At 69.8% G+C, this 24,156-nt stretch carries 20 protein-coding genes and 1 rRNA gene; 11 read left to right on the forward strand and 10 right to left on the reverse strand.

The window, feature by feature from the left end:
• Positions 1-205, reverse strand: a 16S ribosomal RNA gene (locus AB0K35_RS08830); the annotation flags it as partial.
• Positions 206-949: 744 nt separating this feature from the next.
• Positions 950-1,204 carry an SCO4848 family membrane protein gene (locus AB0K35_RS08835; protein ID WP_196920212.1) on the reverse strand — a complete coding sequence of 85 codons (255 nt, stop codon included), beginning with the start codon at positions 1,202-1,204 and terminating at the stop codon, positions 950-952.
• 149 nt (positions 1,205-1,353) lie between these two features.
• Between AB0K35_RS08835 and AB0K35_RS08840 the strand changes: the two genes are divergently transcribed.
• From AB0K35_RS08840 to AB0K35_RS08865, 6 genes are all read left to right on the forward strand, one after another.
• Positions 1,354-1,824 carry a PRC-barrel domain-containing protein gene (locus AB0K35_RS08840; protein WP_238668963.1) on the forward strand — a complete coding sequence of 157 codons (471 nt, stop codon included), beginning with the start codon at positions 1,354-1,356 and terminating at the stop codon, positions 1,822-1,824.
• 270 nt (positions 1,825-2,094) lie between these two features.
• The gene (gene trpS / locus AB0K35_RS08845) at positions 2,095-3,153 is read left to right on the forward strand and encodes a tryptophan--tRNA ligase (protein WP_363884525.1); all 1,059 of its coding nucleotides are present in this window, start codon (positions 2,095-2,097) and stop codon (positions 3,151-3,153) included.
• Positions 3,154-3,176: 23 nt separating this feature from the next.
• Positions 3,177-4,511: a low temperature requirement protein A gene (locus tag AB0K35_RS08850; protein ID WP_363884527.1), complete on the forward strand. Its 1,335-nt coding sequence runs from the start codon at positions 3,177-3,179 to the stop codon at positions 4,509-4,511.
• 120 nt (positions 4,512-4,631) lie between these two features.
• A complete protein-coding gene (locus AB0K35_RS08855; protein WP_363885250.1) occupies positions 4,632-4,979 on the forward strand; it encodes a YciI family protein in 348 nt (115 codons plus the stop codon).
• Positions 4,980-4,981: 2 nt separating this feature from the next.
• Complete coding sequence (locus AB0K35_RS08860; protein ID WP_363884529.1) at positions 4,982-6,238, forward strand: sigma-70 family RNA polymerase sigma factor; 1,257 nt, start codon at positions 4,982-4,984, stop codon at positions 6,236-6,238.
• A gap of 16 nt (positions 6,239-6,254) precedes the next feature.
• On the forward strand, positions 6,255-6,845 hold the full coding sequence (locus tag AB0K35_RS08865; protein ID WP_357268346.1) for an HAD family phosphatase: 591 nt from the start codon (positions 6,255-6,257) through the stop codon (positions 6,843-6,845).
• A gap of 4 nt (positions 6,846-6,849) precedes the next feature.
• Here AB0K35_RS08865 and AB0K35_RS08870 read toward each other — a convergent pair whose 3' ends face one another.
• The gene (locus AB0K35_RS08870) at positions 6,850-7,821 is read right to left on the reverse strand and encodes an NADP-dependent oxidoreductase (RefSeq protein WP_363884531.1); all 972 of its coding nucleotides are present in this window, start codon (positions 7,819-7,821) and stop codon (positions 6,850-6,852) included.
• Between the two features lie 237 nt (positions 7,822-8,058).
• Here AB0K35_RS08870 and AB0K35_RS08875 point away from each other — a divergent pair, with 237 nt between their 5' ends.
• Positions 8,059-8,754 (forward strand): YoaK family protein, encoded by a 696-nt coding sequence (locus tag AB0K35_RS08875; protein ID WP_357367593.1) that lies wholly within the window; start codon positions 8,059-8,061, stop codon positions 8,752-8,754.
• A gap of 12 nt (positions 8,755-8,766) precedes the next feature.
• Here AB0K35_RS08875 and AB0K35_RS08880 read toward each other — a convergent pair whose 3' ends face one another.
• From AB0K35_RS08880 to AB0K35_RS08890, 3 genes are all read right to left on the reverse strand, one after another.
• On the reverse strand, positions 8,767-9,834 hold the full coding sequence (locus AB0K35_RS08880) for a DUF916 domain-containing protein (RefSeq protein ID WP_238668956.1): 1,068 nt from the start codon (positions 9,832-9,834) through the stop codon (positions 8,767-8,769).
• Positions 9,835-9,923: 89 nt separating this feature from the next.
• Complete coding sequence (locus AB0K35_RS08885) at positions 9,924-11,897, reverse strand: FN3 domain-containing metallophosphoesterase family protein (protein ID WP_238668955.1); 1,974 nt, start codon at positions 11,895-11,897, stop codon at positions 9,924-9,926.
• Positions 11,898-12,041: 144 nt separating this feature from the next.
• Positions 12,042-13,100 (reverse strand): HupE/UreJ family protein, encoded by a 1,059-nt coding sequence (locus tag AB0K35_RS08890; protein ID WP_363884534.1) that lies wholly within the window; start codon positions 13,098-13,100, stop codon positions 12,042-12,044.
• Between the two features lie 340 nt (positions 13,101-13,440).
• On the opposite strand from AB0K35_RS08890, the gene AB0K35_RS08895 reads away from it, so the two are divergent.
• Complete coding sequence (locus tag AB0K35_RS08895) at positions 13,441-14,103, forward strand: hypothetical protein (protein WP_363884536.1); 663 nt, start codon at positions 13,441-13,443, stop codon at positions 14,101-14,103.
• A gap of 70 nt (positions 14,104-14,173) precedes the next feature.
• Here AB0K35_RS08895 and AB0K35_RS08900 read toward each other — a convergent pair whose 3' ends face one another.
• From AB0K35_RS08900 to AB0K35_RS08910, 3 genes are all read right to left on the reverse strand, one after another.
• Positions 14,174-15,853 (reverse strand): cellulose binding domain-containing protein, encoded by a 1,680-nt coding sequence (locus AB0K35_RS08900; protein WP_363884538.1) that lies wholly within the window; start codon positions 15,851-15,853, stop codon positions 14,174-14,176.
• A gap of 230 nt (positions 15,854-16,083) precedes the next feature.
• Positions 16,084-16,773, reverse strand: a complete 690-nt coding sequence (locus tag AB0K35_RS08905) for an RICIN domain-containing protein (protein WP_363884540.1) — start codon at positions 16,771-16,773, stop codon at positions 16,084-16,086.
• A complete protein-coding gene (locus AB0K35_RS08910; protein ID WP_091396991.1) occupies positions 16,766-17,266 on the reverse strand; it encodes a sigma-70 family RNA polymerase sigma factor in 501 nt (166 codons plus the stop codon). The genes AB0K35_RS08905 and AB0K35_RS08910 overlap by 8 nt, the downstream gene beginning before the upstream one ends.
• Positions 17,267-17,447: 181 nt before the next feature.
• Here AB0K35_RS08910 and AB0K35_RS08915 point away from each other — a divergent pair, with 181 nt between their 5' ends.
• On the forward strand, positions 17,448-20,678 hold the full coding sequence (locus AB0K35_RS08915) for a S8 family serine peptidase (protein WP_363884542.1): 3,231 nt from the start codon (positions 17,448-17,450) through the stop codon (positions 20,676-20,678).
• A gap of 78 nt (positions 20,679-20,756) precedes the next feature.
• Here AB0K35_RS08915 and AB0K35_RS08920 read toward each other — a convergent pair whose 3' ends face one another.
• Complete coding sequence (locus AB0K35_RS08920) at positions 20,757-21,479, reverse strand: SDR family NAD(P)-dependent oxidoreductase (RefSeq protein WP_363884544.1); 723 nt, start codon at positions 21,477-21,479, stop codon at positions 20,757-20,759.
• 335 nt (positions 21,480-21,814) lie between these two features.
• Between AB0K35_RS08920 and AB0K35_RS08925 the strand changes: the two genes are divergently transcribed.
• Both AB0K35_RS08925 and AB0K35_RS08930 read left to right on the forward strand, forming a co-directional pair.
• A complete protein-coding gene (locus tag AB0K35_RS08925; protein WP_363884546.1) occupies positions 21,815-23,302 on the forward strand; it encodes an MFS transporter in 1,488 nt (495 codons plus the stop codon).
• A 110-nt stretch (positions 23,303-23,412) separates the two neighbouring features.
• A complete protein-coding gene (locus tag AB0K35_RS08930; protein ID WP_363884548.1) occupies positions 23,413-24,012 on the forward strand; it encodes a class I SAM-dependent methyltransferase in 600 nt (199 codons plus the stop codon).
• Positions 24,013-24,156: the final 144 nt, after the last annotated feature.

Here is a 24,156-nt window from a genome sequence, read left to right on the forward strand (position 1 = left end):
ACTTTCCACCACCAGCCATGCGGCCAGAAGTAATATTCGGTATTAGCCCCCGTTTCCGAGGGTTATCCCAAAGCTTGGGGCAGGTTGCTCACGTGTTACTCACCCGTTCGCCGCTCGAGTACCCCGAAGGGCCTTTCCGCTCGACTTGCATGTGTTAAGCACGCCGCCAGCGTTCGTCCTGAGCCAGGATCAAACTCTCCAACAAAAAATTAGTTGAACAGCTATCCCGGCAACAAACAAATGTTGCCAAAGGAATCCCAACCAGCCAGCAAAAACTGACCAGTCCGGGGTATAAATCATAATTGGCACTGGCTTTACAAGCACCCTGTTGAGTTCTCAAAGAACAACCACACACCGACCAGAAGCCCCACCACGTGGAACCCCAACCGGGGCTTTCCGCACCGCGTCCCCGCCGCTCTCGCGCCGGGCACTTTTACTACGTTACCTCACCGTCTTCGCCGTGTCAAACCGTGTGTCCCGGTCTGTCATGCTTCGTACGGGTCAGCGCCGGCGCACTCACGCAGCAGCGAACCGCTGCGTCAGGTCGTCGGATTCAGCAGACCGGCCGCTGCGGTTTCCCGCAGTCTCGCCCGGTTCCCTGCCGGTCGTGAACCTTACCCGGTCGGCTTCGCCGCACCAAATCCGCCTCGCGGCCGATCCGGCGAGCCCCGCCCGGACCGCGTCTCCCAGGAGCGAACCCCTGCTTGACCCGGTTGCCATCCCGTTTCGGTGCTCTAGGACCTTCGTCCCGTTTGCCCCGTTCCGCGCTGGCAGAGAGAAAGTTACGCGTCTGCGGGTTTGATCGTCAAATCCACGGGTAGCGGCGCGCGTCACATTCGCTCGTCCGAACAGTTTCCCCAGGTCAGAACCGTTGGCCGACGACTGGGGCTCGGAGACTGCCCGCAGGAGGGGTACCGACCGGCCTGATCCGCAGCAGCGGCGTGGGCGATCAGGACGGCTGCCGCCGCCGGGTGGCGAGCCAGGCCCGGACGCCGAGGACGCCCGCTGTGGTGCCGATTGCCAGGGACGCGGCGATCAGCAGCGCGTGCACCCACAGGAAGCTGGTGGCCGCGCCGTCCGCCACAGTGCCGGACGCCCAGGACCGCGGGTCCTGCCAGATGGCCACCGCGAACCTCGGCCAGATCACCCAGGTCCAGACGCCGACTCCGACCAGGAAGAGACTCCACCCTCGCGACAGCACCATGGCAGCCGAGTATGCCAGCGCACCTGCTCACCGGACCGGCGGCGCGGAATCGAACGCCCTGCCACACCTGGACAGGAGCTTGTTTCCGGCGTCAGCGGGGTGGGCACTGCGAAGGGGGACAGCTGAGGACCGTCCCCTGGAGGTGCCCCATGCAACCCTCGATCTTCAACCCCTGGGCCTGGCGTGATCCGTCCGCCCTGGCCGGCGGCTATACCCAGACCACCCCCTCGGTCACCCCTCCGGAGGGTCAGGAGGGTGGACACGACGGCCCGGATGCCCCCGGCCCGGGTACGCCCGTCGACCTGGTGGGTTATCAGGTGCAGGCGAGCGACGGGCGCATCGGCACCATCGACGAGACGAGCGATGAGGCGGACGCCGGGCACCTGGTGGTGGACACCGGGCCGTGGATCTTCGGCCAGAAGGTGCTGCTGCCGGCCGGGACGGTCGACCGGGTGGATCACCAGGAACGCGTCGTGCACGTCGACCGGACCCGCCAGCAGATCAAGGACGCGCCACCGTTCGATCCGGTTGCTGCCGACCAGGAGTACCGGGAGCGCGTCGGGGCCTACTACGCCGACAGCTACCTGCCCCCTCCCGGCGCCATCCCGCGGGTAATCTGAGGCAGTGGTTCGGACGGGCAGCTGCGCATCCGAGGCGGTCGACCTGGTCGACGGCCGCCTCCTCGGTGCCGTGCCCGAGATCCCGAGCAGCTCCGACGATGGCCGTGAGCAACTTCTGAACGTCCTCCGTGCCGGTGGTCTGCGGTTTCGCGCCGGCGCGCGATGGCGGGCGACTCGCTGAGTCGATCCCGCTGACCGAGCAGGGCTGAGTCAGCCCTGCTCGCCGCGCGCCCACGCGTGACCCACCTTCTCCAGACGAGAGGCACCACCATGTCCGTCGCACGAATGCTCACCGGCGACCGGCCCACCGGCCGCCTGCACCTCGGCCACTACGTCGGCAGCATCGCCAACCGGGTACGGCTGCACCGGAGCTACGAGAGCTTCTTCATCATCGCCGACCTGCACATGCTCACCACCCGCAACCGCCGGGAGGACATCGACCAGGTCTCCGGCAACGCCCGCGAGATGGTGACCGACATCCTCGCCGCCGGCGTCGACCCGGACCGGGCCACCTTCTACCTCCAGTCGGCCATCCCCGAGGTCGGCGACCTCAACACCCTCCTCCAGAACCTGGTGACCGTCCCCCGGCTGGAACGGGTGCCCTCGCTCAAGGACATGGCCCGCGACGCCGGCAAGGAGGAGATGCCGTACGGGCTGCTGGGTTATCCGGTGCTCCAGGCCGCGGACATCCTCTGCGTCAAGGGGGAGGTGGTTCCGGTCGGCCGGGACAACGCCGCACACGTCGAGGTGACCAGGGAGATAGCCCGACGGTTCAACCACCTGTACGGCCCCGTCTTCCCGGTGCCGGAGTTGATCCCGGCGGACACACCCAGCCTGGTGGGGACCGACGGCGCCGCCAAGATGAGCAAGAGCAGGGGCAACTCGATAGCGCTCTCCGACGACGCGCGGACGGTGCGTCGCAAGGTGCTCGGCATGTACACCGACCCGAACCGGGTGCGGGCCGACGTGCCGGGCACTGTGGAAGGCAACCCGGTCTTCGCGTACCACGAGGTCTTCAATCCGGACCGCGACGAGGTGGCCGACCTGGCCCGGCGGTACCGGGCCGGGCGGGTGGGTGACGTGGAGGTCAAGGAACGGCTGATCGTCGCGCTGGAGGGGTTCCTGGCGCCGATCCGGCAGCGCCGGGCCGAGATCGAAGCCGACCGGGGCCTGGTCGACCGACTGATCGTCGAGGGTACGGAGCGGACCCGCCAGGAGGTACGCCAGACGGTGCTCGAGGTACGCGGGGCGATGGGGCTGACCGGCGCGTACCAGCAGGTGCGGCGGCGGGCTGAGCGGAGCCGCCGCCGGACGGACGCCTCGACCTGAGGCCGGGCCGTCCGGCCGGCGGCGTGATCAGCGTGGCCCGTGGCTGGCCCGGCCAGCTCGACGGCACGGTCGCCGGCACGGTGCGAGCGCTGCGGGACCTGATGTTCGGCGGCACACCGCCGGCCGAGATGACGCAGAATGCGAGAATGGGGAGGAATCTCGGCATTCACCCGGTTCCGGCGGGGGTGACGCACCGGACCACGATGTTCGAGATCTTCTTCGATCTGGTCTTCGTCTTCGCACTCACCAGGGTCATCACGTTCATGGCGGGGTCGCCGAGCGCGGTCACCCTGGCGCAGGGGCTGCTCCTCCTGCTCCTCCTGCTGTACTCCTGGTCGCCGTACATCTGGGTCGGAAACCTGGTCCGGCCGGATGTCGGCCCGGTCCGCGCGGTCACCCTGGTCGCGATGGCGGCGATCTTCGTGGCCGCGCTGGTGTTGCCGGACGCCTGGCAGCAGAGTGCGCAACTGTTCGATGCGCCGTTGACTCTCGCCCTGGCCTACGTGGTCGGCCGGGCCGTGCAGCTCGTGATCTTGTTCTGGGCGAGCGTGACGAACCCTCCGCTGCGGTCGACGCTGCGGTTCTTCGCCGTGCCGGTGGTGCTGGGCTGGATCCCGCTGATCATCGGTGCCCTGCTCGGCGGTGCAGCCCAGACGGCGCTCTGGACTGTCGCGTTTCTGCTGAACATCGGCGGCGCCCGGATCGCGTCCACCTTCCGGCCGTGGCAGTTGCGCAGCGTGGACCACTTCAGCGAGCGGTTCGGCCTGGTGCTCATCATCGCGCTGGGTGAGTCCCTGATCTCTGCCGGCGCAGGTCCGAGGGCGATGGCACCTGTCGGCTCCGCCCTGGTGGCCGCACTGCTCGGCCTCACCTGCACGGTCTGCCTGTGGTGGCTCTACTTCGATCGGCTGGCGTCCGCCGCCCGCGAGGCGGTCAGCAACGTGCCGGGTGAGCGACGGGCCCGCGTGGCCGGCGACGCGTACGGCCTCGCCCACTCCACCCTGATCATCGGCGCCATCTACGTCGCGCTCGGCATCGAGGAGGTGATCGCCCAGCTCACCGAGGAGTCCGCGCACCCGGGCCGGCTGGGCTGGGAGGCCGCTACCGCGCTCTACGGCGGTGCCGCCCTCTACCTGCTGAGCAGGTTGGTCTTCCGCAGGCTGACGGTTGGCGCGGTGTATCCGACGCAGATCGTCGCCGGGCTGCTGCCGCTGGCGGTGCTGCCCATCGGCAGATCCGTGCCGCCACTGGCGGCGCTCACAGTGCTGACCGCCCTTCTGGTCGGAGTGACCTGGTTCGAACGACGGCTGGACGGACGCGCCGAACGACCCGACCCGGCGCAACCGCGCCTCTCCTGAGCACAGCCGACACGGCCCGGCCAAAAAGATCTGCCACGCCGTGTCGATATCACCGACCCGCGTTCGTCGTCATGCTGTACGGCGACCCGCCGCACCGAGAGGAGCCGAAACGTGAAGTACATGCTGCTGTTCATGAGCCCAATGGTTGACGGGGAGGTCGTCGACAACGGGTGCAGCTTCGAGGACTGGATCCGCTACGACCGGGAGATGAAGGACGCCGGAGTCTGGGTCTCCGGACATCCCTTGCAGGACCTGACCACCTGCACCACGGTGCAGGTCAACCCGGACGGCGAGCGCACCATCACCGACGGGCCGTTCGCCGAGACCCGTGAGCTGCTCGGCGGGTACGACGTCATCGACGTGCCGGACCTCGACGCCGCGCTGGAGTGGGCGGCCCGCAGTCCCGGAGCCGTCGGTACCGGATCGGTTCAGGTCCGTCCGATCTTCGAGATCGACGCGCAGGTCTGACAGTGCAGGGCGAGGGGGCAGCCGTCGGGTCGTCGGTGGAGGCGGTGTTCCGGGAGGAACGCGGTCGGCTGCTCGCCTCGCTCGTGCGCCGCTTCGGCGACCTCGACCTGGCCGAGGAGGTCACCTCCGAGGCCATCGAGGCGGCGCTGACGCACTGGCCGGCCGACGGCGTCCCGAGCCGGCCGGGCGCCTGGCTGCTCACCACGGCTCGGCGTCGGGCCGTGGACCGGCTTCGGCGGGACCGGGTGCTGGCGACCCGGCTCGCCGTACTGCAGGCGGAGGCCGAGCGGGCCGATCACGCGCCACCCGCCGACGCGGACCGCGACCTGCCCGACGACCGGTTGGCGCTCTTCTTCACCTGTGCGCACCCGGCGCTGGCGGCGCAGGATCGCGGCGCGCTCACCCTGCGGTTCCTGGCCGGCCTCACCACCACCGAGGTCGCGCGGGCCTTTCTGGTGCCGCCCGCCACCATGGCCCAACGACTCGTCCGCGCCAAACGGAGGATCCGCGACGCGCGTATCCCGTTCCGGGTGCCGGGACCCGACGAGCTGCCCGGTCGTCTACCCACGGTGCTCCAGGCCGTCTACTCGGTCTTCACCGAGGGGTATGCGGCCAGCTCCGGCCCGGATCTGCAACGGATCGACCTGGCCGAGGAGGCCATCCGGCTCGGCCGGATCCTGCGCCGGCTGCTGCCGGCCGAGCGGGAGGTCGCCGGGCTGCTCGGTCTGATGCTGCTGGTCCACGCCCGGCGGGACGCGCGTACCGGGCCGGACGGCGCCATGATCCTTCTCGACGACCAGGATCGGAAACGCTGGGACCGTCAGATGATCGAGGAGGGGCGCGGGCTGGTGGTGGTCGCGCTGACCGGCCGAGCGCCCGGCCCGTACGGCGTGCAGGCCGCCATCGCCGCGCTCCACGACGAGGCCGCCGACGTGGCCAGCACCGACTGGCCGCAGGTGGTGGCCCTCTACGACGTGCTGCTCGGTCTGGTGCCCTCACCGATCGTGGCGCTCAACCGGGCCGCCGCGGTGGCCATGCGGGACGGGCCGGCGGCGGGGCTCGCGCTACTCGACGAGTTGGCCGACGAGCCCCGGCTGCGCGGCTACCACCCCTATCCGGCGGCGCGGGCCGACCTGCTGCGCCGGCTCGGCCGATACGACGAGGCCGCTGCCGCGTACCGCAGCGCGTTGACGCTGGTCGGCACCGAACCGGAGCGCGCGTACCTGCTCAGCCAGCTGAGAGCCGTCACCAGCGAGTGAGCTGTACCCTTCCCGGGTGAGTCTGCCGCTGCCTCCCGGACCGTTCGCCGCGTACCTGTTCGACTGCGACGGCACCATCGTCGACTCGATGCCGCTGCACTACCTGGCCTGGCAGCGGGCCCTGGCGGAGTGGGACTGCGAGTTCCCCGAGGACCTCTTCTACGCCTGGGGTGGACGGCCCACCGCCGACATCATCGTCGCGCTGAACGAGCAGCAGGGTCTTGCCATGCCGGTGGCGGCCGTCGTCGAGCGCCGGGAGAGCTACTACCAGGAGTTGCTGCCGCAGCTCGCCGCCGTGCCCGAGGTGCTGGCGCACATCCACGACGCACACCGACGGGTCCCGTTCGCCGTCGTCTCGGGCAGCACCCGCGCGTCGGTCACCGCCTCCCTGGAGGCGCTCGGCCTGCTGGACCGGTTCGACGTGCTGGTCTGCGCCGACGACTACACCCGGGCCAAGCCCGATCCGCAGGCGTTCCTGCTCGCTGCGGAGCAGCTCGGCGTACCCCCGGAGTCCTGCCTGGTCTTCGAGGACACCGACCTGGGCATCCAGGCCGCGACGGCGGCCGGCATGGCTTCGGTACGCGTGCCGCAGCAGCGCACGCCCTGACGTCTCAGGCGACAGTCAGCAGGAGCTTGCCGGAGTAGGACGTCTGTAGGCGCTGGTGCGCGTCCCGCACCTTGCCCAGCGGGAACTTCTCCGCGACGTGCACGACGAACGGTCCGGCCTCGATGAGTTCGTTGAGGCGCTGCAACTGTCGAGGGCTCGATTCGCCGTCGTACGCCCGGACCATGACGCCCGGCCGCTCCTGCGGCTCCGGCCGCACCCCGTGGGCGAACGCGACCACACCGCCGTCGGCCAGCGCCTCGGTGAGCCGGTCCAGCGTCGCGCCGCCGGCCATCGCCAGGATGGCGTTCACCCCGCCCGGCGCGGCGTCCCGGATCCGGGTCAGCACGTCGGTCATGTCGCCGTGGCCGTCGAGGGACACGTCGGCGCCGAGCCTGGTCACCAGCGCGACGCCGTCCGCACCGGACGCCACGGCGATCACGTTCAGCCCCTGCCGCTTCGCCAACTGCACGGCCAGGTGACCCTGACCGCCGCTCGCACCGAAGATCAGCAGCCAGTCGCCGGCCGACAGGCTGATCGCGTCGAGTCCGGCCAGCGCGGTCAGCGCATCGGTGGGCATGGCTCCGGCGTGCTCGGCGGGCACACCGTCGGGCATCTTCGCCGCGTACTCCGCCTTGACCGACGCGTACTCGGCGTAGAAGCCACCCTTCGGACGGGTGGTGGCGGAGACGTAGACCAGGTCACCCACCACCAGACCGGTCACCTTGCTGCCGGCGGCGATGACCGTTCCGGCACCGTCGGAGCCGGGCACGATCGGGAGCGCCGAGCCCTCCGGCACCAGCACACCCTCACGCTCGTACGCGTCCCACACCCCGACGCCGGCGCTCAAGACCTTGATCAACACTTCGTCGTCGGCGACCTGCGGGATCGGCAGCTTCCGCAGGGTGATCACCTCCGGCCCGCCGAACTCGTCGAAGGCCGCGGCCTGCATCCGCTCTGGCACATCCCCGTCAACCATGTGGATTCCCTCTCCGTGCCGGCGTCACCGTCGCAGCATGCCGGCTCGGGAACGGGCGTGGCCCGGGGCCGAGCGTCGTTCACCCACAAGGACGAACGCCCGCGTCTGGTGGGCCCGGCCGGGCGTAACCGGGGTGGGCACGGGAATGGCCGCGTACCCGCCGGGCGCGAGCGCCGGCGCGTTCGACGTTGAGGCCGGGCGCGTCGCGCTGGCCGCAGGACCGACGGAAGGGGCATCGTGCACGCTCCGTCGACGCGGGCCACGGCCTGGCTCCTGGTGGCACTCGCCACGGCCTCCGGCTGCCTCGACGTGATCTGTCTGACCAAGCTCAACGGCTACTTCGCCAGCGTGATCACCGGCAACCTCGTGCACTTCGGCCACGCGCTCGCCACCGCCGACACCAGGTCGCTCGCCGGGGCGGTGGTGGCGGTTGGCGGGTACGCGGCGGGCGTGGCCGCTGCCACCGTGCCGTTGCGCCACACCCCGCCGGGTTGGAACCGCCGTACCGCTGTGGTGACGTCGGCCGAGGCGGTGCTGCTGCTCGGCTTCACTGTGGGCTGGTTCGCCTGCTCGGCACGTCCCGGGTACGGCTTCGGGCTCGTGCTGCTGGCGATGGCGGCCGTGTCGAGCGGCATCCAGAGCGTGATCACCGTGGCCGCCGGCGTACGGGGTGCGTCGACCACCTACCTGACCGGCTCGCTGACCGAGTTGGTCAGGCGTCGCGTCGTCGACCCGCACCGGTTCGCCGACGTGGGTGGCGTCGGCCGGCTGGCGGGGCTGGTGGTCGGCGCCGTGCTCGGCACCGTGGTGCTGCGTACGGCCCCGACCTGGGCATCCGTGCCGGCGGCGGTGCTGGTGATCGCCGTGATCGCGCTCGCGATCGGCCTGACCCAGCGGGTGGGAACCGCCGCCGGCCGAAGCCAGCCGAGGTGAGCGGAGCCGCGGTCAGGAGGTCTGCGGCTCCGGGCCACGAAGCGCCTGCTCGACGGCGTCGCGTACGCGGGCGTCCTCGCGCGCCTTGCTCTGCGCCCGGTTGCGGCGTCGGTACAGGTACCCCCCGACGAGCACGGCGATCAGCACGACGAGCACCAGCACCAGCATCCAGGGCAGGGCCCAGCCGTGCGCGGTGACCTCGACCGGCTTGAGCGAGGTGGTGGAGCCCGAGGCGTCGGTGAGCAGGGGTGTCACTGTCGCCGTCGCGGCCAGCGAGATGGTGGGAGCCACCCCGTGTACGGGCACCGTCACGTCCCAGCTCTCACCCGGAAGCAGTTCCGGCGGCGCGGCGACGTCCTCGGCCCGCACCCGCAGCAGGCCGAACGGGCCCGAGACGGTGACCGCCTGCTTGCCGGACAGAGCCGCGTTGCCGACGTTGTGGACCTTGTAGGTGATGGTGGCGTCACCCTTGCTGAACGGGTTGGTCGGCCCGGCGTACGTGACGTGGAGGTTCTCAATCGCGAGGTTGGGCTTCAGCTCTCCGCCCACCCGCAACTTGATCCGGATACCGAGGCGCCGGTCGACGTTGATCCCCTCAGCCTGGTCGGCCTGCGTCAGCGTGGTGAGGATGCCACCGACGTAATCCCCGGGCGTGGCGTTCTCCGGAACGTTGACGGCGAAGGGGACCTGGGCGGTCTTTCCGGGCTGGATCACCACGCTGCCGGCGTTCGGCTTCACCCAGGCGCCGATGGCGATCGACTTCTTGTCCTTGGTGAGCAGGTCGAGCTGGCCGGCGTCGGTGGTGAAGCCGTCGGCCGCGTACACGGAGAGGGTCAGCGGTGCCGGGCCGCGGTTGGCCACCACCATGGCGTCCTCGACGGCGCCGCCTGGGTTGACGTTGTAGCTGTAGCTGGACCGGGCCTCGCCGTAGCCGTTGGAGGCCGTCCGGACCGTCCAGGCGACGTTACCGTCCGCCGCCAGGGCGGGGCCGGCGCCGACACCGACGGCCGCGACGACGGCGAGCAGGGACAGTGCGGTGGTACGAAGGGCTGTCTTCCAGCGCGTTACGGACGGTTGCATCTCAAATCCTTGTGGTGATCTTGGTAGTGGGTGAACCGGTGGCGGGGTAGGCCCCGAAGGTGCCTACCCCGCCGAATGGAACAGTCCGGTCAGCTGCTCAAGGCAGTGATCGTGAGGGTGGTGCGGTAGCTGCCCTTCGCGATGCTGTCCGGGATCTTCAGGTCCAGGTCAGCGCCGAGCTTGGCGCCACCACGCGGGTGACCCTGCGCGGCTGCGGCGAGCGCGCTGGAGACCGAGAGGCCCTTGCCCTGGTCGTCGAGGGACGACAGGACCGGGGCGCCGGCCTCGGCGCCCGCGCCGGCGTCGAGCACGTACGGGTTCCAACCGAGGTAGGAGCCGGAGAACTTCTTGTCGGCGTCGGAGAAGTCGCCGACGTTGGCCGAGATCGACCACGGGGCGAGCGACCGGCGGCTGTCCGACACGAGGATCGGGTTGATCTTGCCGTTGGCCTGGAAGTAGGTGCCGTTGCGCTCCTGCGCGGTACCCAGGTCGACGAGGCCGTTGTAGCCGTCGATCGTCCAGCCGAACTCGCCCGGAGCCGGGTTCGGCACGTTGACCTGGATGGCCTGGCCGTCACCGTGGAACGGGTGCACCGTCACGTTGTCGACGATCGAGCCGACCGGCTGACCGTCAGGGGTGTTGACGCAGGAGAGGCCCTTCTCGACGGCCGCGTTCGGCGCGGCGCAGGTGCCGCTGCGAACGTTCGCGAGAACCAGCTTGTCGCCGCGAACCTGCACCTTGACGTAGCTGCGCACGTGCTCCTGGTTCTGCACGGAGTTGTACCAGTACTTGTTCGGGTCCAGCGGGTCCGGGCCGTTGCCACGGATGCCGGTGCCGGTGGTGTCCGGCTTCTTGATGTCGTAGTACTTCGAGCCGGAGGCCGAGTTGGCTGTCACGTAGATGACGCCGCCCGGGCCGGGGAACACGTCGGCAGCACCCGGCTGCTCGGCCGGGTTCTCCTTCTGGCCGTTCTTGATGGAGTAGCTGCGGGTGTAGCTGTGGTCGTGGCCCTGCAGGACCATGTCGACGCCGAGGTTGGAGAACGCGGTGGTGAAGTCTTCCCGCCGCTGCTTGTTGTCGGTGTCGGTCGCGTGGCTGGCCGGCGAGTAGATGGAGTGGTGGTAGACCAGCACCTTCCACTTGGCCTCGGAGCCGTGCTTGTTGATGACGTCGGTGACGTACGCGACGTGCGCCGCGTCGCCGCCGGCCGAGCCGTCCGCCGGGTTGACGTAGCTGTTGCTGTTCAGGTCGATGAACAGCACATCCTTGTGGATGAACCAGTAGTCGCCGCCGGACCGGGTCGCCTGGTCCCCGTTGTAGTACTGGGACGAACGGTCGGTGTTCGGGGTGAAGTGGTGCTGCTCGTAGGACTTGCCGCCGACGTCGTGGTTGCCGATGGTCGCGACGAGGGGAATCTGACGCAGCTGCTCGGGGGCCAGGAACGAGGTCCACTGACCCTCGTCGTTGGCGCTCTCGACGTGGTCGCCGGCGGAGACCAGCAGCTCGGCGTTCGGGTTGGCCGCGGTGGCGACCTTCAGGGTGTCCTCCCAGCCGGCCTGGTCCTTCAGCCGGTCCCCGGAGGAGCCGATCTGCGGGTCGCCGAAGAACAGGAAGTCGTAGTCGCCCTCGAAGTCCTGCGTCTTGAAGGCGTACGCCGGGGACCAGCTGCCCTCGGCGCCGACCCGGTACGAGTACGCCGTCTTCTCACGCAGGTTGCTGATCGTGGCGTGCCGGTTGAAGCCGGTGGTCGAGGTGTTCGCGGCACCGACGGCGTCGAAGCTGACCGCGCCGGCCGGGAACTCGCCGTTGACGATCTCGGCGGTCGGGGCGAGCTGGATCTTCTGCGCGGTGTCGGCGGAGGAGTACCAGCTCACGATGCGCTGGGTCTCGTTGGCGCCGACGCCGAGGACCACACCGGTGATCGTGGTGGACTCGGCGGCGCTCGCGGTGGCCATCAGGCCACTGCCGAGGGCCGCGCCCATTCCGAGGAAACCGGCTGCGACCCCGGCGACCAGGCGCCGCCGCACGAGCGCGGAGGCCCGTGTCGAGGTGCTCAATGTCATCGACATTGTTCCCTTTTCAAATAGAGAAATGGATTGTGCCTTCACCCGACGCTGGGGAAGCAGTTCCACGGTTTCGTCGCCCGATGAACCGATCATGAACGTGATCTTGCGAAAGACTGCACTTCACGAACTACTTAGCCCTGCTCATGATCCAGAAATGCGCTGCACAAACCAGATCAACCCCATAATGGACACCCCCGCAGAAACGGCCCCGGTCGCCCAGAGGCCGGCTTTCGGCGCACGACGGCGCAGCACGAACAGCAGCGGAAAGACGAGAGCGATAATCGTCAACTGAACGACCTCGATGCCGACGTTGAACACCAGCAACGACCACAGCAGGGTCCACGACCACGCCTCGTCGATACCCAACGCGCCCGCGAATCCGAGGCCGTGCACGAGGCCGAAGCAGAACACCACGCCGAGGCGGATCCAGCCGGCCTGATCCAGGCCGAAGTGGCCGCGCCCGGCCGTCTCCAGGTCGGTCGCGTGCTCACCGCGCCGCCAGATGCCCCACAGGTGCCAACCGGCGACGACGGCGATCGACAACGCGATGATCGGCTCCACGATCGCCCCCGGCACCTCGACCAGGCCGAGCGCGGCGAGCAGGAACGTCACCGAGTGCGCCAGTGTGAAGCTGGTGGCCGCGAGCACGATCTCCCGAAGCCGCCGAGACCCGGCGATGAGCGCCAGCAGGAACAGGATGTGGTCGATCCCGGTCAGCAGATGCTCGGCACCCAGGAGGAAGAACTCGCCGAACCGCTCGTACCAGGCCTGTGCGGTCGAGAAGGACGGGTTGGCGGCGTCCAGCGCCGCACTGCCCGAACGGCCGTCGATCTCGTAGGTGACGATCGTCTTCGTGCCCTTGACGTAGCCCTCGCCATCGGGAAAGAGGCCACTGCGCACCACGTGCTCGTCGACCCGCTCCGGGCAGGTCCAGTCGAGCAGCAGGTTCGCGTACGGCACGCCCTCGCGCTCACCGATCGTCGCGTCACCCACCTGCGTCGGCAGGCAGGCCGCACCCCGGGAACTCACCGCGAACCGGTCGGAGACGTACCGGAGAACCGCCGACGCGTGACCCTTCAGTGCGGCGGCCTGGGCGGCGGTGTCGCCCGCCTCGAACGCGGCGGTTCCCGCCCGGAAGAGCGGGTCGTCGTCGCCGGCATCCGCGGCGGAGACGACGAGGAGGTCGTATTCGAGCTCCACGCCGGTCCGAATGTGACCCTCATCTCCCGCTGCAATTTTCGCGTACACAGTCGACGAGAAGCCGTGCGCGGACGCCGGTGAGGTGCCCAGAAACGGAACAACCGCTGCGGCGAACCCGACAGCGGCGACGATAACGGTACGACGGATGCGGCCTGACATTCGACTCCCTCGGTTGGCCAGTGCACGTTGCATGTCGTGGGTGAACACCAACCCGCGCACCGACGAACCGCCGGAGAACAACTTCCCCGAAAGACCGCCCACCGATTACCGGTGACCGGAATTGAGATAGGAATACGAAGAAGTACGTGCACTTTCCGCCACCACCCGGAGGACGATCACCTTGCGCCCCCCGCTTCGGGCCGTTGCCATGCTGGCCGCGACCGCCGCGCTGGTCACCGCCTGCAACTCCAGCAACGACTGGTCCGAGCCACGTCCGGCGCCCAGCGCCATCGGCACTCTCGGCAGCGGGTTCGTCGACCCCTCGACGAAGCCCGCGCCGGAGGCGACCATCACCCCGCAGCCCGGCTCGTGGGCCGACGTCCACCCGCCGAAGGACTACCGGGTCGTCCTGCTGACCAGCGGTGCGGACAACCCGACCAAGGCCCTCGTGACGGCGGTGAAGGAGTGGGCCGACGACGAGCACGTCGATCTGAGGACCATCGTCGTCGGCAATGCGCACGACGCCGTTCCCAGCATCGCCAAGGCGATGGAGATGGGCCCGGACCTCATCGTCAGCGCGGGCAACGACCTCATCGACGGGCTCGCGCTGGTCACCCCGAACCACCTGGACGAGAAGTTCCTCGTGGTCGGCGCGGAACTCGCCGAGCCCACCCACAACGTCACAGCTGTCGACTGGGACGGCGCGTCGTTCCGTGGCGAAGGGCTCGGGATGTCCTCGACGTACGACCCGAACTCGTTCACAGCGGACCGGTGCGCGGCGGCCATCCGGGCGGGCGTCGCCGCGGTCCTCAACGATCTGACCGGGCTCGTGGTCTGGCTCTGACGCTCGGGCTCCGCCGCACGGCCGCGCGGCCCGGTGCGGAGGCTGCGCACCTCCGCACCGGGCCTGCGGGTCACCCTGTCGAACAGGTGGGAGTCATCCCCGCACCGGTGCCGTTGCCCTGGTAACCGAACTCGGTCGACTGCCCGGCCGCGATGGAGCCGTTGTAGTCGACATTGGTGAACTGAACGGTCCCGGTGCTGCCGCTCCGGTTGGCGCTCCAGATGCTGGTGATGCTGGCACCCGACGGCAGAGTCATGGTGACCGTCCAACCGTTCACTGGCGCGGTGCCGGCGCTCACCCGCACCGTGGCGACGAAACCGCCAGTCCACTGGTTGACCGACACCGTCGCCGCACAGCCACCACCGGTCGGTGGCGGCGTGGTCGGTGGCGGCGTGGTCGGGGGCGGGCTGGTCGGTGGCGGCGTGGTCGGCGGCGGCGTGGTCGGCGGCGGCGTGGTCGGCGGCGGGGTGGTCGGGCCGTCAGCCAGGACCGGGGTCGGCCAGTCCCGCCAGTCGGCCAGCCGGCCGAGCGCCTTGCTGGAAATCCGGATCACACCCGGCTCGTTGCCCGTCTTCAGCAGGAACTTGCGGATGTTGTTCTGCAACGGGGTACGCCACTCGGGGCGGTTGGCGCAGTGGCTGCCGTCCTGCACGTCGGACCAGTAGGTGATGTTGTCACCGGCGCCGAGCGCCTTGTAGACCTCGGCGCCGCCCAGGGCCGCGACGCTCGCCGACCGGGGGCCGAGGTTGGCGATGTGCGGGTTGTCCATGATGAACAGTCCGCGCGGCGCCACCATGGCGACCATCTCGTGGGTGTCCACCGGGAGCCGGTTCGGACTGCTGGTGAAGGAGCCGAACGCGTCACCCAGCCAGGGTTGCTCTCCGTACGCGCTGCTCAGGCTCTGCGCGCCCTCACCCGGGATACCCCGGAAGATGGGGACGCCAGCGCTTCCCGACTCGATCGGCATGGTCAGGGCGATGCGCTGGTCGAACACACCGATCGCGAAGGCACCCTTGCCATAACGGGAGCAACCGGTGACGCCCATCGCGTCCGCCTTGAGGATCCTGCCGTCGGACCGCTCGATGACGTCGATGATCCGACTGACGCCCCACCCCCAGGCGGCGAGCAGCCCGGTGCTGCTCGATGCGCCGTAGATGCTGTAGAACGCGCCCTGCTTGTTGTTCCGGGGAGTGCCCTCGCGGCCAACTGCCAATGGGTCGTAGCTGATCACGGCAGCGCCGGCGGCCTTGATGGTGGCCGTGTCGGCGCCGAACCCGCCGACCACCACGACGGCCGGGAAGGGACCGGTGCCGCTCGGCAGCTCGACCCGCGCCGAGAAGCTGCTGCTCCTACCGTTGTGTGCCACGTTGACAGTGACGGTGCTGTTGGACACCGTCCCGGTGACCGTCGCGGGTTTGGCGGGCTTCTCGCCGAAGACGAACTTCTCGGCAAGCTCCTTGATCTCCGCCCGCCGGCAGCGCCAGTCGGACCTGGTGGTGATGGTCGTCCCGTTCAGCTTCTTGAAGGGATCGGGAAGCTTGGCGTTGGTGGGCAGCAAGCCCAGGTCAGGCAGACCGGACACGGCGCAGTCGACGCCCTCGTCCTCCACTGCCGCGGCCAGCGTGCCTGCTGCGGCTTGAGCATTGGTCGTTCGTGTCACTACCGATACCGATCCGGCGACAGTGAGCGCTGCCAGCGCCAGCACGACGACCAGGAACCGGGTTCTGGAACGGCCCGAGGGGATGGTCACTAGAGGTCTCCTTCCGAGGTGATGGTTACGGAAAGGGACGAAGCGAGATCGATGATCACGATTGCCAGCCACGTCAAGCCTGAGTCGGCTCATCGCTAAGTGTCAATGTTTTTCCGAAAGTTTCGGCCTCGGCGCATCGAAACCTTTCGACGCCAGCATCCGGCTCGACGGCCGGCATCAAGTTCGCTCCGCGCACCGACGGCACGATCATGGTCCGCTGGCGGGGCCGCTCACCTCGGCCCGCGGTCCAGGAACTCGTACGTGGTGGTCAGGCCCTCGGGCAGGTCGGGGACCAGCGCGTTGGTGCCGTCGACCACCTGGACGTAACGCTTGCCCTGGAAGATCGAGTAGCTGCCGTCCGGAACCTGATCGATCCGGAAGAGCTGCGTCGAGGCGGCGGCATCACACGCCCGGCCGCGCACGCTGCCCGGCGCGGCGTCGTGCACGACTGTCAGGCAGATCGCGTCGGCACCGGACGCCAGGAGGATCCGGTACCTGTCGCCCTCGGGGCGCAGCACCCACAGCGCCCGATCGTCGATGCCCTGTTCGGTGGTGGCCCGCACCTGATCGCCGTCGCTGTCGATCGCCAACGCTGCCCCACGCATGCCGGGCAGCACGATCTGGACCTGCCGCCGTCCGCCGAGGATCTCCTGCGGTCCCGCCGAAGCGGTCGCGGACGGGACCACTGGCGGTGCGGCCTGGGAGGCCGGACCGCCGCCAGGCGTCTCGACGGTGTCGCGCACCTGCACCACAGCGGTGCCGGCGGCGAGGGCCACCACGGCCAGTCCAACTGCACCGACGGCCGCCCAACGCCGCCGACGCCTGTCGCTGCGGTGCCGCAACGCCTGTGCCCCCGGCAGCGTGGTGACTCGCCGGACCTCGTCCACGATCGCGGTGAGATCGTCGCGCGGATCAGCCATGGGAGGTCTCCTCCTGGTGCGCATCGGTCAGCAAGCCGGCCATCGCTCTCCGCCCACGGGCGAGGTACGTCTTCACGGTTCCGACGGGGGCCTGCATCTCGGCTGCCACCTCCGCGACGCTGAGGTCGTTGAGATGGTGCAGCACGACAGCCCGCCGCTCGTTGGCGCTCAGCCGTTGCAGCGCCTGCAACAGCGCGACGTGGTCCTCGTTCAGCCCGGGCACGCCCTGGTCGACCGCTGCCCGGCGGTGCGCGCGTACCCGGTTGAACGCCTTGCGCCAGCTGCTCACAGCGATCCGGGAGGCCACCCGACGGACCCACGCCTCCGGACTGTCCGTCTCCCGCACCGTCGCCCATCGCTGCCAGGCCCGCATGAACGCCTCGGCGACGGCGTCCTCCGCCTCGGCGCGGTTGCCGGTGAGCGCGTACACGTGACCCACGACCCGACCCGCACAGGCCGCGTAGAGGGCGTCGAACTCTTCGGCGTCACGCATCCGACCGGTGCCCTCCCATGCCTCGTCCCCTGGTCACCGCCGCATGGAACTCGCCAGGGTGGACCGGTCACGTCGGCGCGGGGCGCGATTGTGGCCTCTGTCACATCACTGTGATCAACCTGACGACCCGGCCGGGCGTCATCGTGCCGACCCGGGAGACGCCCGTGGCGGAGAGGACGATGTGCGACGACGGCAACGACGCGCCCTGACAGCCGGCGTACTCGCGACAGCGCTGGTTGCGGCGGGCCTGATCGCCCAACCGGCGAACGCGCAGGAAACGCCGACGCCCACGGCCCCTGGCACCCACGGAACATTCACCCTGATCACCGGTGACCGGGTTTCGCTGGACGCGGCGGGACGACCACAGATCCAGCGCGGGCCGGGTCGGGCCGGCATGCGGTTCGTGAGCAGCCGGGAGGACGGTCACCAGTACGTCATCCCGGTGGACGCGATGCCGCTGGTGCGGGACGGACGGCTCGATCGACGCCTGTTCGACCTCAGCACGCTCGGCAAGTTCGGCCACGACGACCGGGCAGCCGAACTGCCGCTGCTGGTCGCGTACCCCGAGAACATGGCGGCGCGGGCACGGACCGCGACCACCGGGGGTGCCGGGCGGGTGCGGGCCGACCTCCCGGCCGCGCACGCGCTCGCGGTCCGGGCGGACCGGGACGACCGGGTGACCCTCTGGACGTCGCTCACCCGAGGTACGCCGTCCGCGCGCACCCTCACCGCGGGGGTCACCCACATCTGGCTGGACGGTAAGCGCACTGTCTCCCTCGATCGCAGCGTGCCGCAGATCGGCGCCCCGGCGGCGTGGCAGGCCGGTTTCGACGGCACCGGCGTCACCGTCGGAGTGCTGGACACCGGGATCGACGCCAGCCACCCCGACTTCGCCGGCCACCTCGCCGAGGTCCGTGACTTCACCGGCGGCAACGACCCCGCCGACTCGGTCGGCCACGGCACCCACGTGGCGTCGACGATCGTCGGCAGCGGCGCCGCCTCCGAAGGCAGGTACCGCGGTGTGGCACCGGGGGCGAAGCTGCTCGTCGGCAAGGTCTGCGCCACCACCGAGTGCCAGGACTCGGACATCATCACCGGCATGCAGTGGCTCGCGCCGCAGACCCGGGTTGTCAACCTGAGCGTGGGCGGCGACGACGCACCCGGCCTCGACCCGCTGGAGACCGCGGTCCAGGAGCTGAGCCACCGGTACGGCACCCTCTTCGTTGTCGCGGCCGGTAACGAGGGGAAGCCGAAGTCGGTCTCCTCGCCGGCCTCCGCCGACGACGCTCTCGCCGTCGCCGCCGTGGACGCCGACGACCAGCGGGCCTACTTCTCCAGCCGGGGTCCGCGCGTCGGCGACAACCACATCAAGCCCGAGATCAGCGCGCCGGGCGTCGACATCGTGGCCGCCGCCCCCGGCGGCGACTACGCCACCATGTCGGGTACGTCGATGGCGACCCCGCACGTGGCCGGCACCGCAGCGATTCTCGCCGGGCAGCATCCGGACTGGACCGGCCCGCAGCTCAAGGCCGCCCTGATGGACTCGGCAAAGCCGACCGGCGAGGACACCATCTACGAGCAGGGCGCCGGCCGGGTGGACATCGCCCGCGCTGTCGCCCAGCCGGTCGCCGCCGACGTCGCCGCCATCGACTTTCCGGTGCAGCGTTGGCCGCACGCCGACGACAGCCCGATCACCCAGGTCGTCGGCTACCGCAACACGGGGACCGTGCCGGTCACACTGACGCTGGCCATCGCTCCGGCCCCGGCCGGCATGCTCACCGTCAGCCCGGCCACGCTTGTGGTGCCGGCCGGTGGCCGCGCCGAGGCGACGATCACGGTGGACACCAGGGTGGACGCCCCGGACGGCGTCTACCAGGGCGCGCTGACCGCTACCGCCCCCGGCGACCTGCGGGTACGGACGCCATTCGTGCTGAACCGTGAGATCGAGAGCTACGACGTGCGGCTCAACCACACCGGACGCGACGGCAAGCCGGCCACCGAGTACACGACAGTGGCGGCGAACCTGACCACCGGCGAGTTCAGCACCCTCCCCACCACACCGGGCGGCGGCGTCCTGCGGCTGCCCAAGGGGCGGTACGCGTTGTACAGCACCATCCACGAGGGTGACGTGTCGACCCTGCTCGCGCAGCCGGTCCTCGACGTACGCGGCCCGGTCACCGAGGCTGTCGACGCCCGCAACGCCAAGCCTGTCGCGGTGACAGTGCCGCAGCGCGACGCCGCGCCCACCTCGATCAACGTGAGCGCCAACTGGGACGACGGCATGCGCTACCCGGGCGTCCAGCTCAGCGGAGTCTCCTTCACCGACGTCTTCTTCGGCCGACTCGGGCCCGCCGTCGCGGCACCCGAGTTCACCGCGACGCTGGGCGTCGGGCTCGCCCGACCGGGCAGGGACGGCACCTTCCGGAACAGCCCCTACACCTACGACCTGGCGTACGTCGCCAATGGCGACATGTTCACCGGCCTGACCAGGAAGCTGTCGTCGAAGAACCTCGCCACGGTCAGGACGACCTACCGCAGCCAGTCCACGACGGCGACGGCCACCCGGTTCCACCGCGCGTCGGCGCCCGGAGGCGCGGGCCCGATCGGGTCGAACACGCCTGTCGACCTGCCGTTCAAGGGCACCGAGTACTACAACACCGACGGCGGCATCGTCTGGACGTCCACGTTCGTCGAGGGGGACAACCTCACGACGCAGGATTCGACCTTCAGGTCGGGGCGTACGTACACCCAGACCTGGAACGCGGCCCCCTTCGGGCCCTCCGTGACCCAGGCGCCGACCCTGTCACCCCTGGGGTACGCGGGCCGCGACGGCGACACCATCTCGATCGCGTCGGTGCCCCTGTTCGGCGACGCGACCGGTCGCCCCGCGAGCCGTGACGACCAGCCGGTGCGGTTCCGGCTGCTGCGCGACGGTAAGGAGATCGGCACCTCGGACAGCCCGTGGGCCGAGTTCGCGGTGCCCGCCGGGAAGGCCACCTACCGGCTGGAGGCGACGGCCACCCGCAGCGCACCGGACACCCTGTCGACGTCGGTCTCGGTGGCCTGGACCTTCACCTCGGCGCACACCACGTCGCCGGAGCGGTTGCCTCTGACCACGGCTCGCGCGACGCCAGTGCTCGACGACAGCAACACGGCACGGGCCGGCCGGGTCATGAAGATCCCGGTGGCGCTGGACCGGCAGGCCGGCTCGAAGGCCGCACCCAACCGGATGCTCGCCGTGTCCGCGTCGTTCGACGACGGCCGGACGTGGGTCGCCTTGCCGGTGATCCGGAACGTCGCGCTGATCAGTCATCCGCGACGGGCCGGATTCGTCTCGCTGCGACTGACCGCCACCGACACCGCCGGCAACACCGTCACGCAGACGATCCAGCGGGCCTACCGGATCGCCTGACGCATTGCCCGGTCCGGGGTGGCGGCTGCTGGAGCCGCCACCCCGGACCGGACCTCGGTGCCTCGGTGCCTCGACGCCTCAGGCGGTGAGGGCGCCGTCGATGGCGATGGACGCGCCGCTGATGAAGGTGGCCTCGTCGCTGAGCAGGAACGCGGTGAGCGCGGCGACCTCGTCGGAGGTGCCGGCTCGTCCGGTCGGCTGCGCCGACAGGTGGCGCTCGGCGATCTCCGGGGCCTGGCTGACCACGCCCTGCCAGAGCGGGGTGTCGATCAGACCGGTGACCAGGGCGTTGACCCGCACACCGGAGCGCGCCACGTCCAGAGCCGCCGAGCGCGTCAGACCGATGACCCCGTGCTTCGCCGCGTTGTAGGCGGCCTGGGTCCCGTCGCCCTTCACGCCGGAGACCGAGGCGTTGTTGACGACCGCGCCACCGCCGGAGGCGATGATCGCCGGCAGCTCGTACTTGAGGCCGTAGAAGACGCTTGTCAGGTTGAGGGCGAGCGACCGGTGCCAGTTGTCGCTGTCGGTCTCGCGCACGCTGGCCATCGGGCCACCGCCGGCGTTGTTGAACGCGCCGTCCAGCCGCCCGTACTCCGTCACGGCGGCGTCGACGAGCCGCGCCATGTCCTCTTCGACAGTCACGTCGGTGGGCACGAAGAGGGCGCTGCCGCCCGCGTTCCTGATCCGCGCGGCGACCTCCTCGCCCCGGTCCTTGTCCCGGGCGCCGATGACGACGCGGGCCCCTTCCGTGGCCGCCCGCTGGGCGAACGCCAGGCCCATGCCCTGCGTGCCACCGGTCACGATCAGCACCTTTGCTTCCAACCGTCCAGACATCTCGTCTCACATCCACTTCGACTGGTGAGCCGCCACGGGGGGCCCGTGGGGCTCTTCGTGAGACGGAACGCTAGCCTTTTCTGGAACGTTCGACAAAGTAACGGCACTCACAGGCGACGCCTCTGCCGGCCCTGTTTCCTCCCGACTTGTCGGCTCTAGGCGACAAATCCGGCCGTAAGGACCGGTGAGTCACCTCGCGGCGGCCCTGTAATCGCCGGCACATTCTTTGGCGACCGTTCCACAACGTGGTTAACGTTGGGCGAGTCGCTCGAATCCTCACAAAACTCTCTTAAGGATCACTCATGCCCACAGGTCGCGCCGCCCCGGAGTCCCAGCGGTGGAAGGCTCTGTTGTTCATCTCCATCGCTCAACTGATGGTGGTGCTCGACGGGGCGGTCATGAACATCGCGCTCCCCTCGGCGCAACAGGCGCTGCACTTCACCGACGGGAGCAGGCAGTGGGTGGTGACCGCGTACGGTCTGGCCTTCGGCGGTCTGCTGCTTGTCGGTGGCCGGATCGGCGACATGGTCGGGCGCAAGCGCACCTTCCTGATCGCGCTGGCCGGCTTCGCGATCGCCTCGGCCATCGGCGGCCTGGCCGTCAACGCCGCGATGCTGCTGCTCGCCCGAGCACTCCAGGGTGTGTTCGCGGCTCTGCTCGCGCCGGCCGCGCTCTCGTTGCTGTCCCTGTCCTTCACCCAACCGAGGGAACGCGCGAAGGCGTTCGGCGTGTTCAGCGCGGTCTCGATCGCCGGCGGCGCTGTCGGCCTGATCGTGGGAGGGCTGCTCACCCAGTACCTGAACTGGCGCTTCGCGATGTTCGTCCTCGTGCCGATCGCGGTCATCGGGATACTGGGCGCCAGTCGCACCGTCCACGACGACGGCGAGCGGCACCGCGCCCGACTCGACCTGCCCGGCGTGCTGCTGGCCAGCTCCGGACTCGTCGGCCTGGTCTACGGGTTCGGTGTCGCCGAGAGCCACGGATGGTCGGCCGGGGTGACCATCGGGTCGTTCACCGCCGGGGTGCTGCTGCTGGCGACCTTCGTCGTGGTGCAGGCGCGGGTCAAGTCCCCGCTGTTGCCACTGCGCGTCCTGACCGAACGCAACCGGGCCGCCGCGTACCTCTCGGTTGGACTTGCGATTGTCAGCATGTTCGGGATGTTCCTCCTGCTCAGTTACTACTTCCAGCAGGTCAAGGGATGGTCGCCGGTGCTGGCCGGTCTGGCGTTCATGCCGATGGCAGTGCCGCAGGCGATCGGGGCCACGCAGATCGGCGCTCGACTCGCGCACCGGATCGCCCCCCGGCCGATCATGGTCGGTGGGTATCTCGTCACAGCGGTGGGTCTGGTGCTGCTGGCAGTGCTCGACGCGGACAGTGGCTTCCTGGAGATCGCGTTCGCCGAAGCCGTGATCGGGCTCGGCATCGGCACCGCCTTCATGCCCGCGATGAGCATCTCCACCCACGGCGTCGAGCCCAAGGACGCCGGTGTCGCCTCCGCGATGATCAGCTCATCGCAGCAGGTCGGCGGGTCGATCGGCACCGCCCTGCTGAACACCATCGCGACCAGTTCGGCAGCCACCTACCTGGTTTCACACGGTGGCCCGGCGGCGCAGGCCCAGCAGCGGAACGAGGCGCTGATGCACGGCTACTCGGTCGCGTACTGGGTCGCCGTCGGCTTCGTGCTCGCGGCGGCCCTCGTCTCCGTGGCCATGGTGAACGCCGACGCCCCGAAGCACGTCCCGGCCCCGACGGACGCCCTCGGGGACGTCAGCCCGGTGCCCGTGCACTGACAGCTGTCGCACGTGTCGATCCGGTCCGGTGACCGAGGACACGGTGCACTGACTCCGCCGAGAGGGTGGAATCAGTGATGTGAGCAGAGAAGGCACCGGCGAGTGACGTCGTGAGGTCCACCCTTTCGACCCGCGATCCGGGTTCGTCCAGCGGTGACGCGACGCCGGCGGCGAACGAATCGGTCCGGGTGACGCCCGCCCACCGGCAGCGCTGGGCGGTGCAGATTATGGCTGTCGCGCCCGACGACCAGGTGCTGGAGATCGGCTGCGGTCGGGGAGCCGCCGTCTCCCTGGTCGCCGACCAACTCACCACCGGTCGGATCGTCGCCATCGACCGTGCCGCGACGATGGTGCGGCTCGCTACCGAACGGAACCTGAGCCACATCGACGCCGGCAGGGCCGAGATCCGGCGAGCAGGGTTCGAGTCTGCCGACCTGCCTACCGACCACTTCACCAAGATCTTCGCGGTGAACGTCAGCCTCTTCTGGTTGGGCGACGCGGCGCAGCAGATCGCTCGGGTGCGCAGCCTGCTGGCACCGGGAGGACGGCTCTACGTCGTTGGCGAGCGCCCTACCGAAGCGCACGCCACCGCGAACCTCGCCGCGACCGAACTACTGCTCGAAACCCACGGTTTCGCCACGTCCACGTCGAGCGCCACCCGTGGTCAGGGCCAGGTGCTGACCTGTGTCACCGGCACGCTGATCCGGTGAGCCTGGGCCTGTCGCAGCGTTGACATGAGCCGGGCGGGGGGGGCGGGGGCGCGCCCCCCCCCCATCCCGGGGAGTGGGGCGTGGTGAAAAACGGGACGGGTGGGGGGGGCGCAGGCCCCGCCCGGACCGCCCCCAGCCCCAAGC

Origin of the sequence: Micromonospora sp. NPDC053740 (assembly GCF_040677775.1) — a bacterium.
Lineage (GTDB): Bacteria > Actinomycetota > Actinomycetes > Mycobacteriales > Micromonosporaceae > Micromonospora > Micromonospora alfalfae.

What these genes read in the sequence shown, in the direction of transcription:
- AB0K35_RS08835 (WP_196920212.1), bottom strand. Translation starts at nt 1,204, where the DNA reads ATGGTGCTGTCGCGAGGGTGGAGTCTCTTCCTGGTCGGAGTCGGCGTC.
- AB0K35_RS08840 (WP_238668963.1), top strand. Translation starts at nt 1,354, where the DNA reads ATGCAACCCTCGATCTTCAACCCCTGGGCCTGGCGTGATCCGTCCGCC.
- trpS (WP_363884525.1), top strand. Translation starts at nt 2,095, where the DNA reads ATGTCCGTCGCACGAATGCTCACCGGCGACCGGCCCACCGGCCGCCTG.
- AB0K35_RS08855 (WP_363885250.1), top strand. Translation starts at nt 4,632, where the DNA reads ATGCTGCTGTTCATGAGCCCAATGGTTGACGGGGAGGTCGTCGACAAC.
- AB0K35_RS08870 (WP_363884531.1), bottom strand. Translation starts at nt 7,821, where the DNA reads ATGGTTGACGGGGATGTGCCAGAGCGGATGCAGGCCGCGGCCTTCGAC.
- AB0K35_RS08880 (WP_238668956.1), bottom strand. Translation starts at nt 9,834, where the DNA reads ATGCAACCGTCCGTAACGCGCTGGAAGACAGCCCTTCGTACCACCGCA.
- AB0K35_RS08885 (WP_238668955.1), bottom strand. Translation starts at nt 11,897, where the DNA reads ATGACATTGAGCACCTCGACACGGGCCTCCGCGCTCGTGCGGCGGCGC.
- AB0K35_RS08905 (WP_363884540.1), bottom strand. Translation starts at nt 16,773, where the DNA reads ATGGCTGATCCGCGCGACGATCTCACCGCGATCGTGGACGAGGTCCGG.
- AB0K35_RS08910 (WP_091396991.1), bottom strand. Translation starts at nt 17,266, where the DNA reads ATGCGTGACGCCGAAGAGTTCGACGCCCTCTACGCGGCCTGTGCGGGT.
- AB0K35_RS08925 (WP_363884546.1), top strand. Translation starts at nt 21,815, where the DNA reads ATGCCCACAGGTCGCGCCGCCCCGGAGTCCCAGCGGTGGAAGGCTCTG.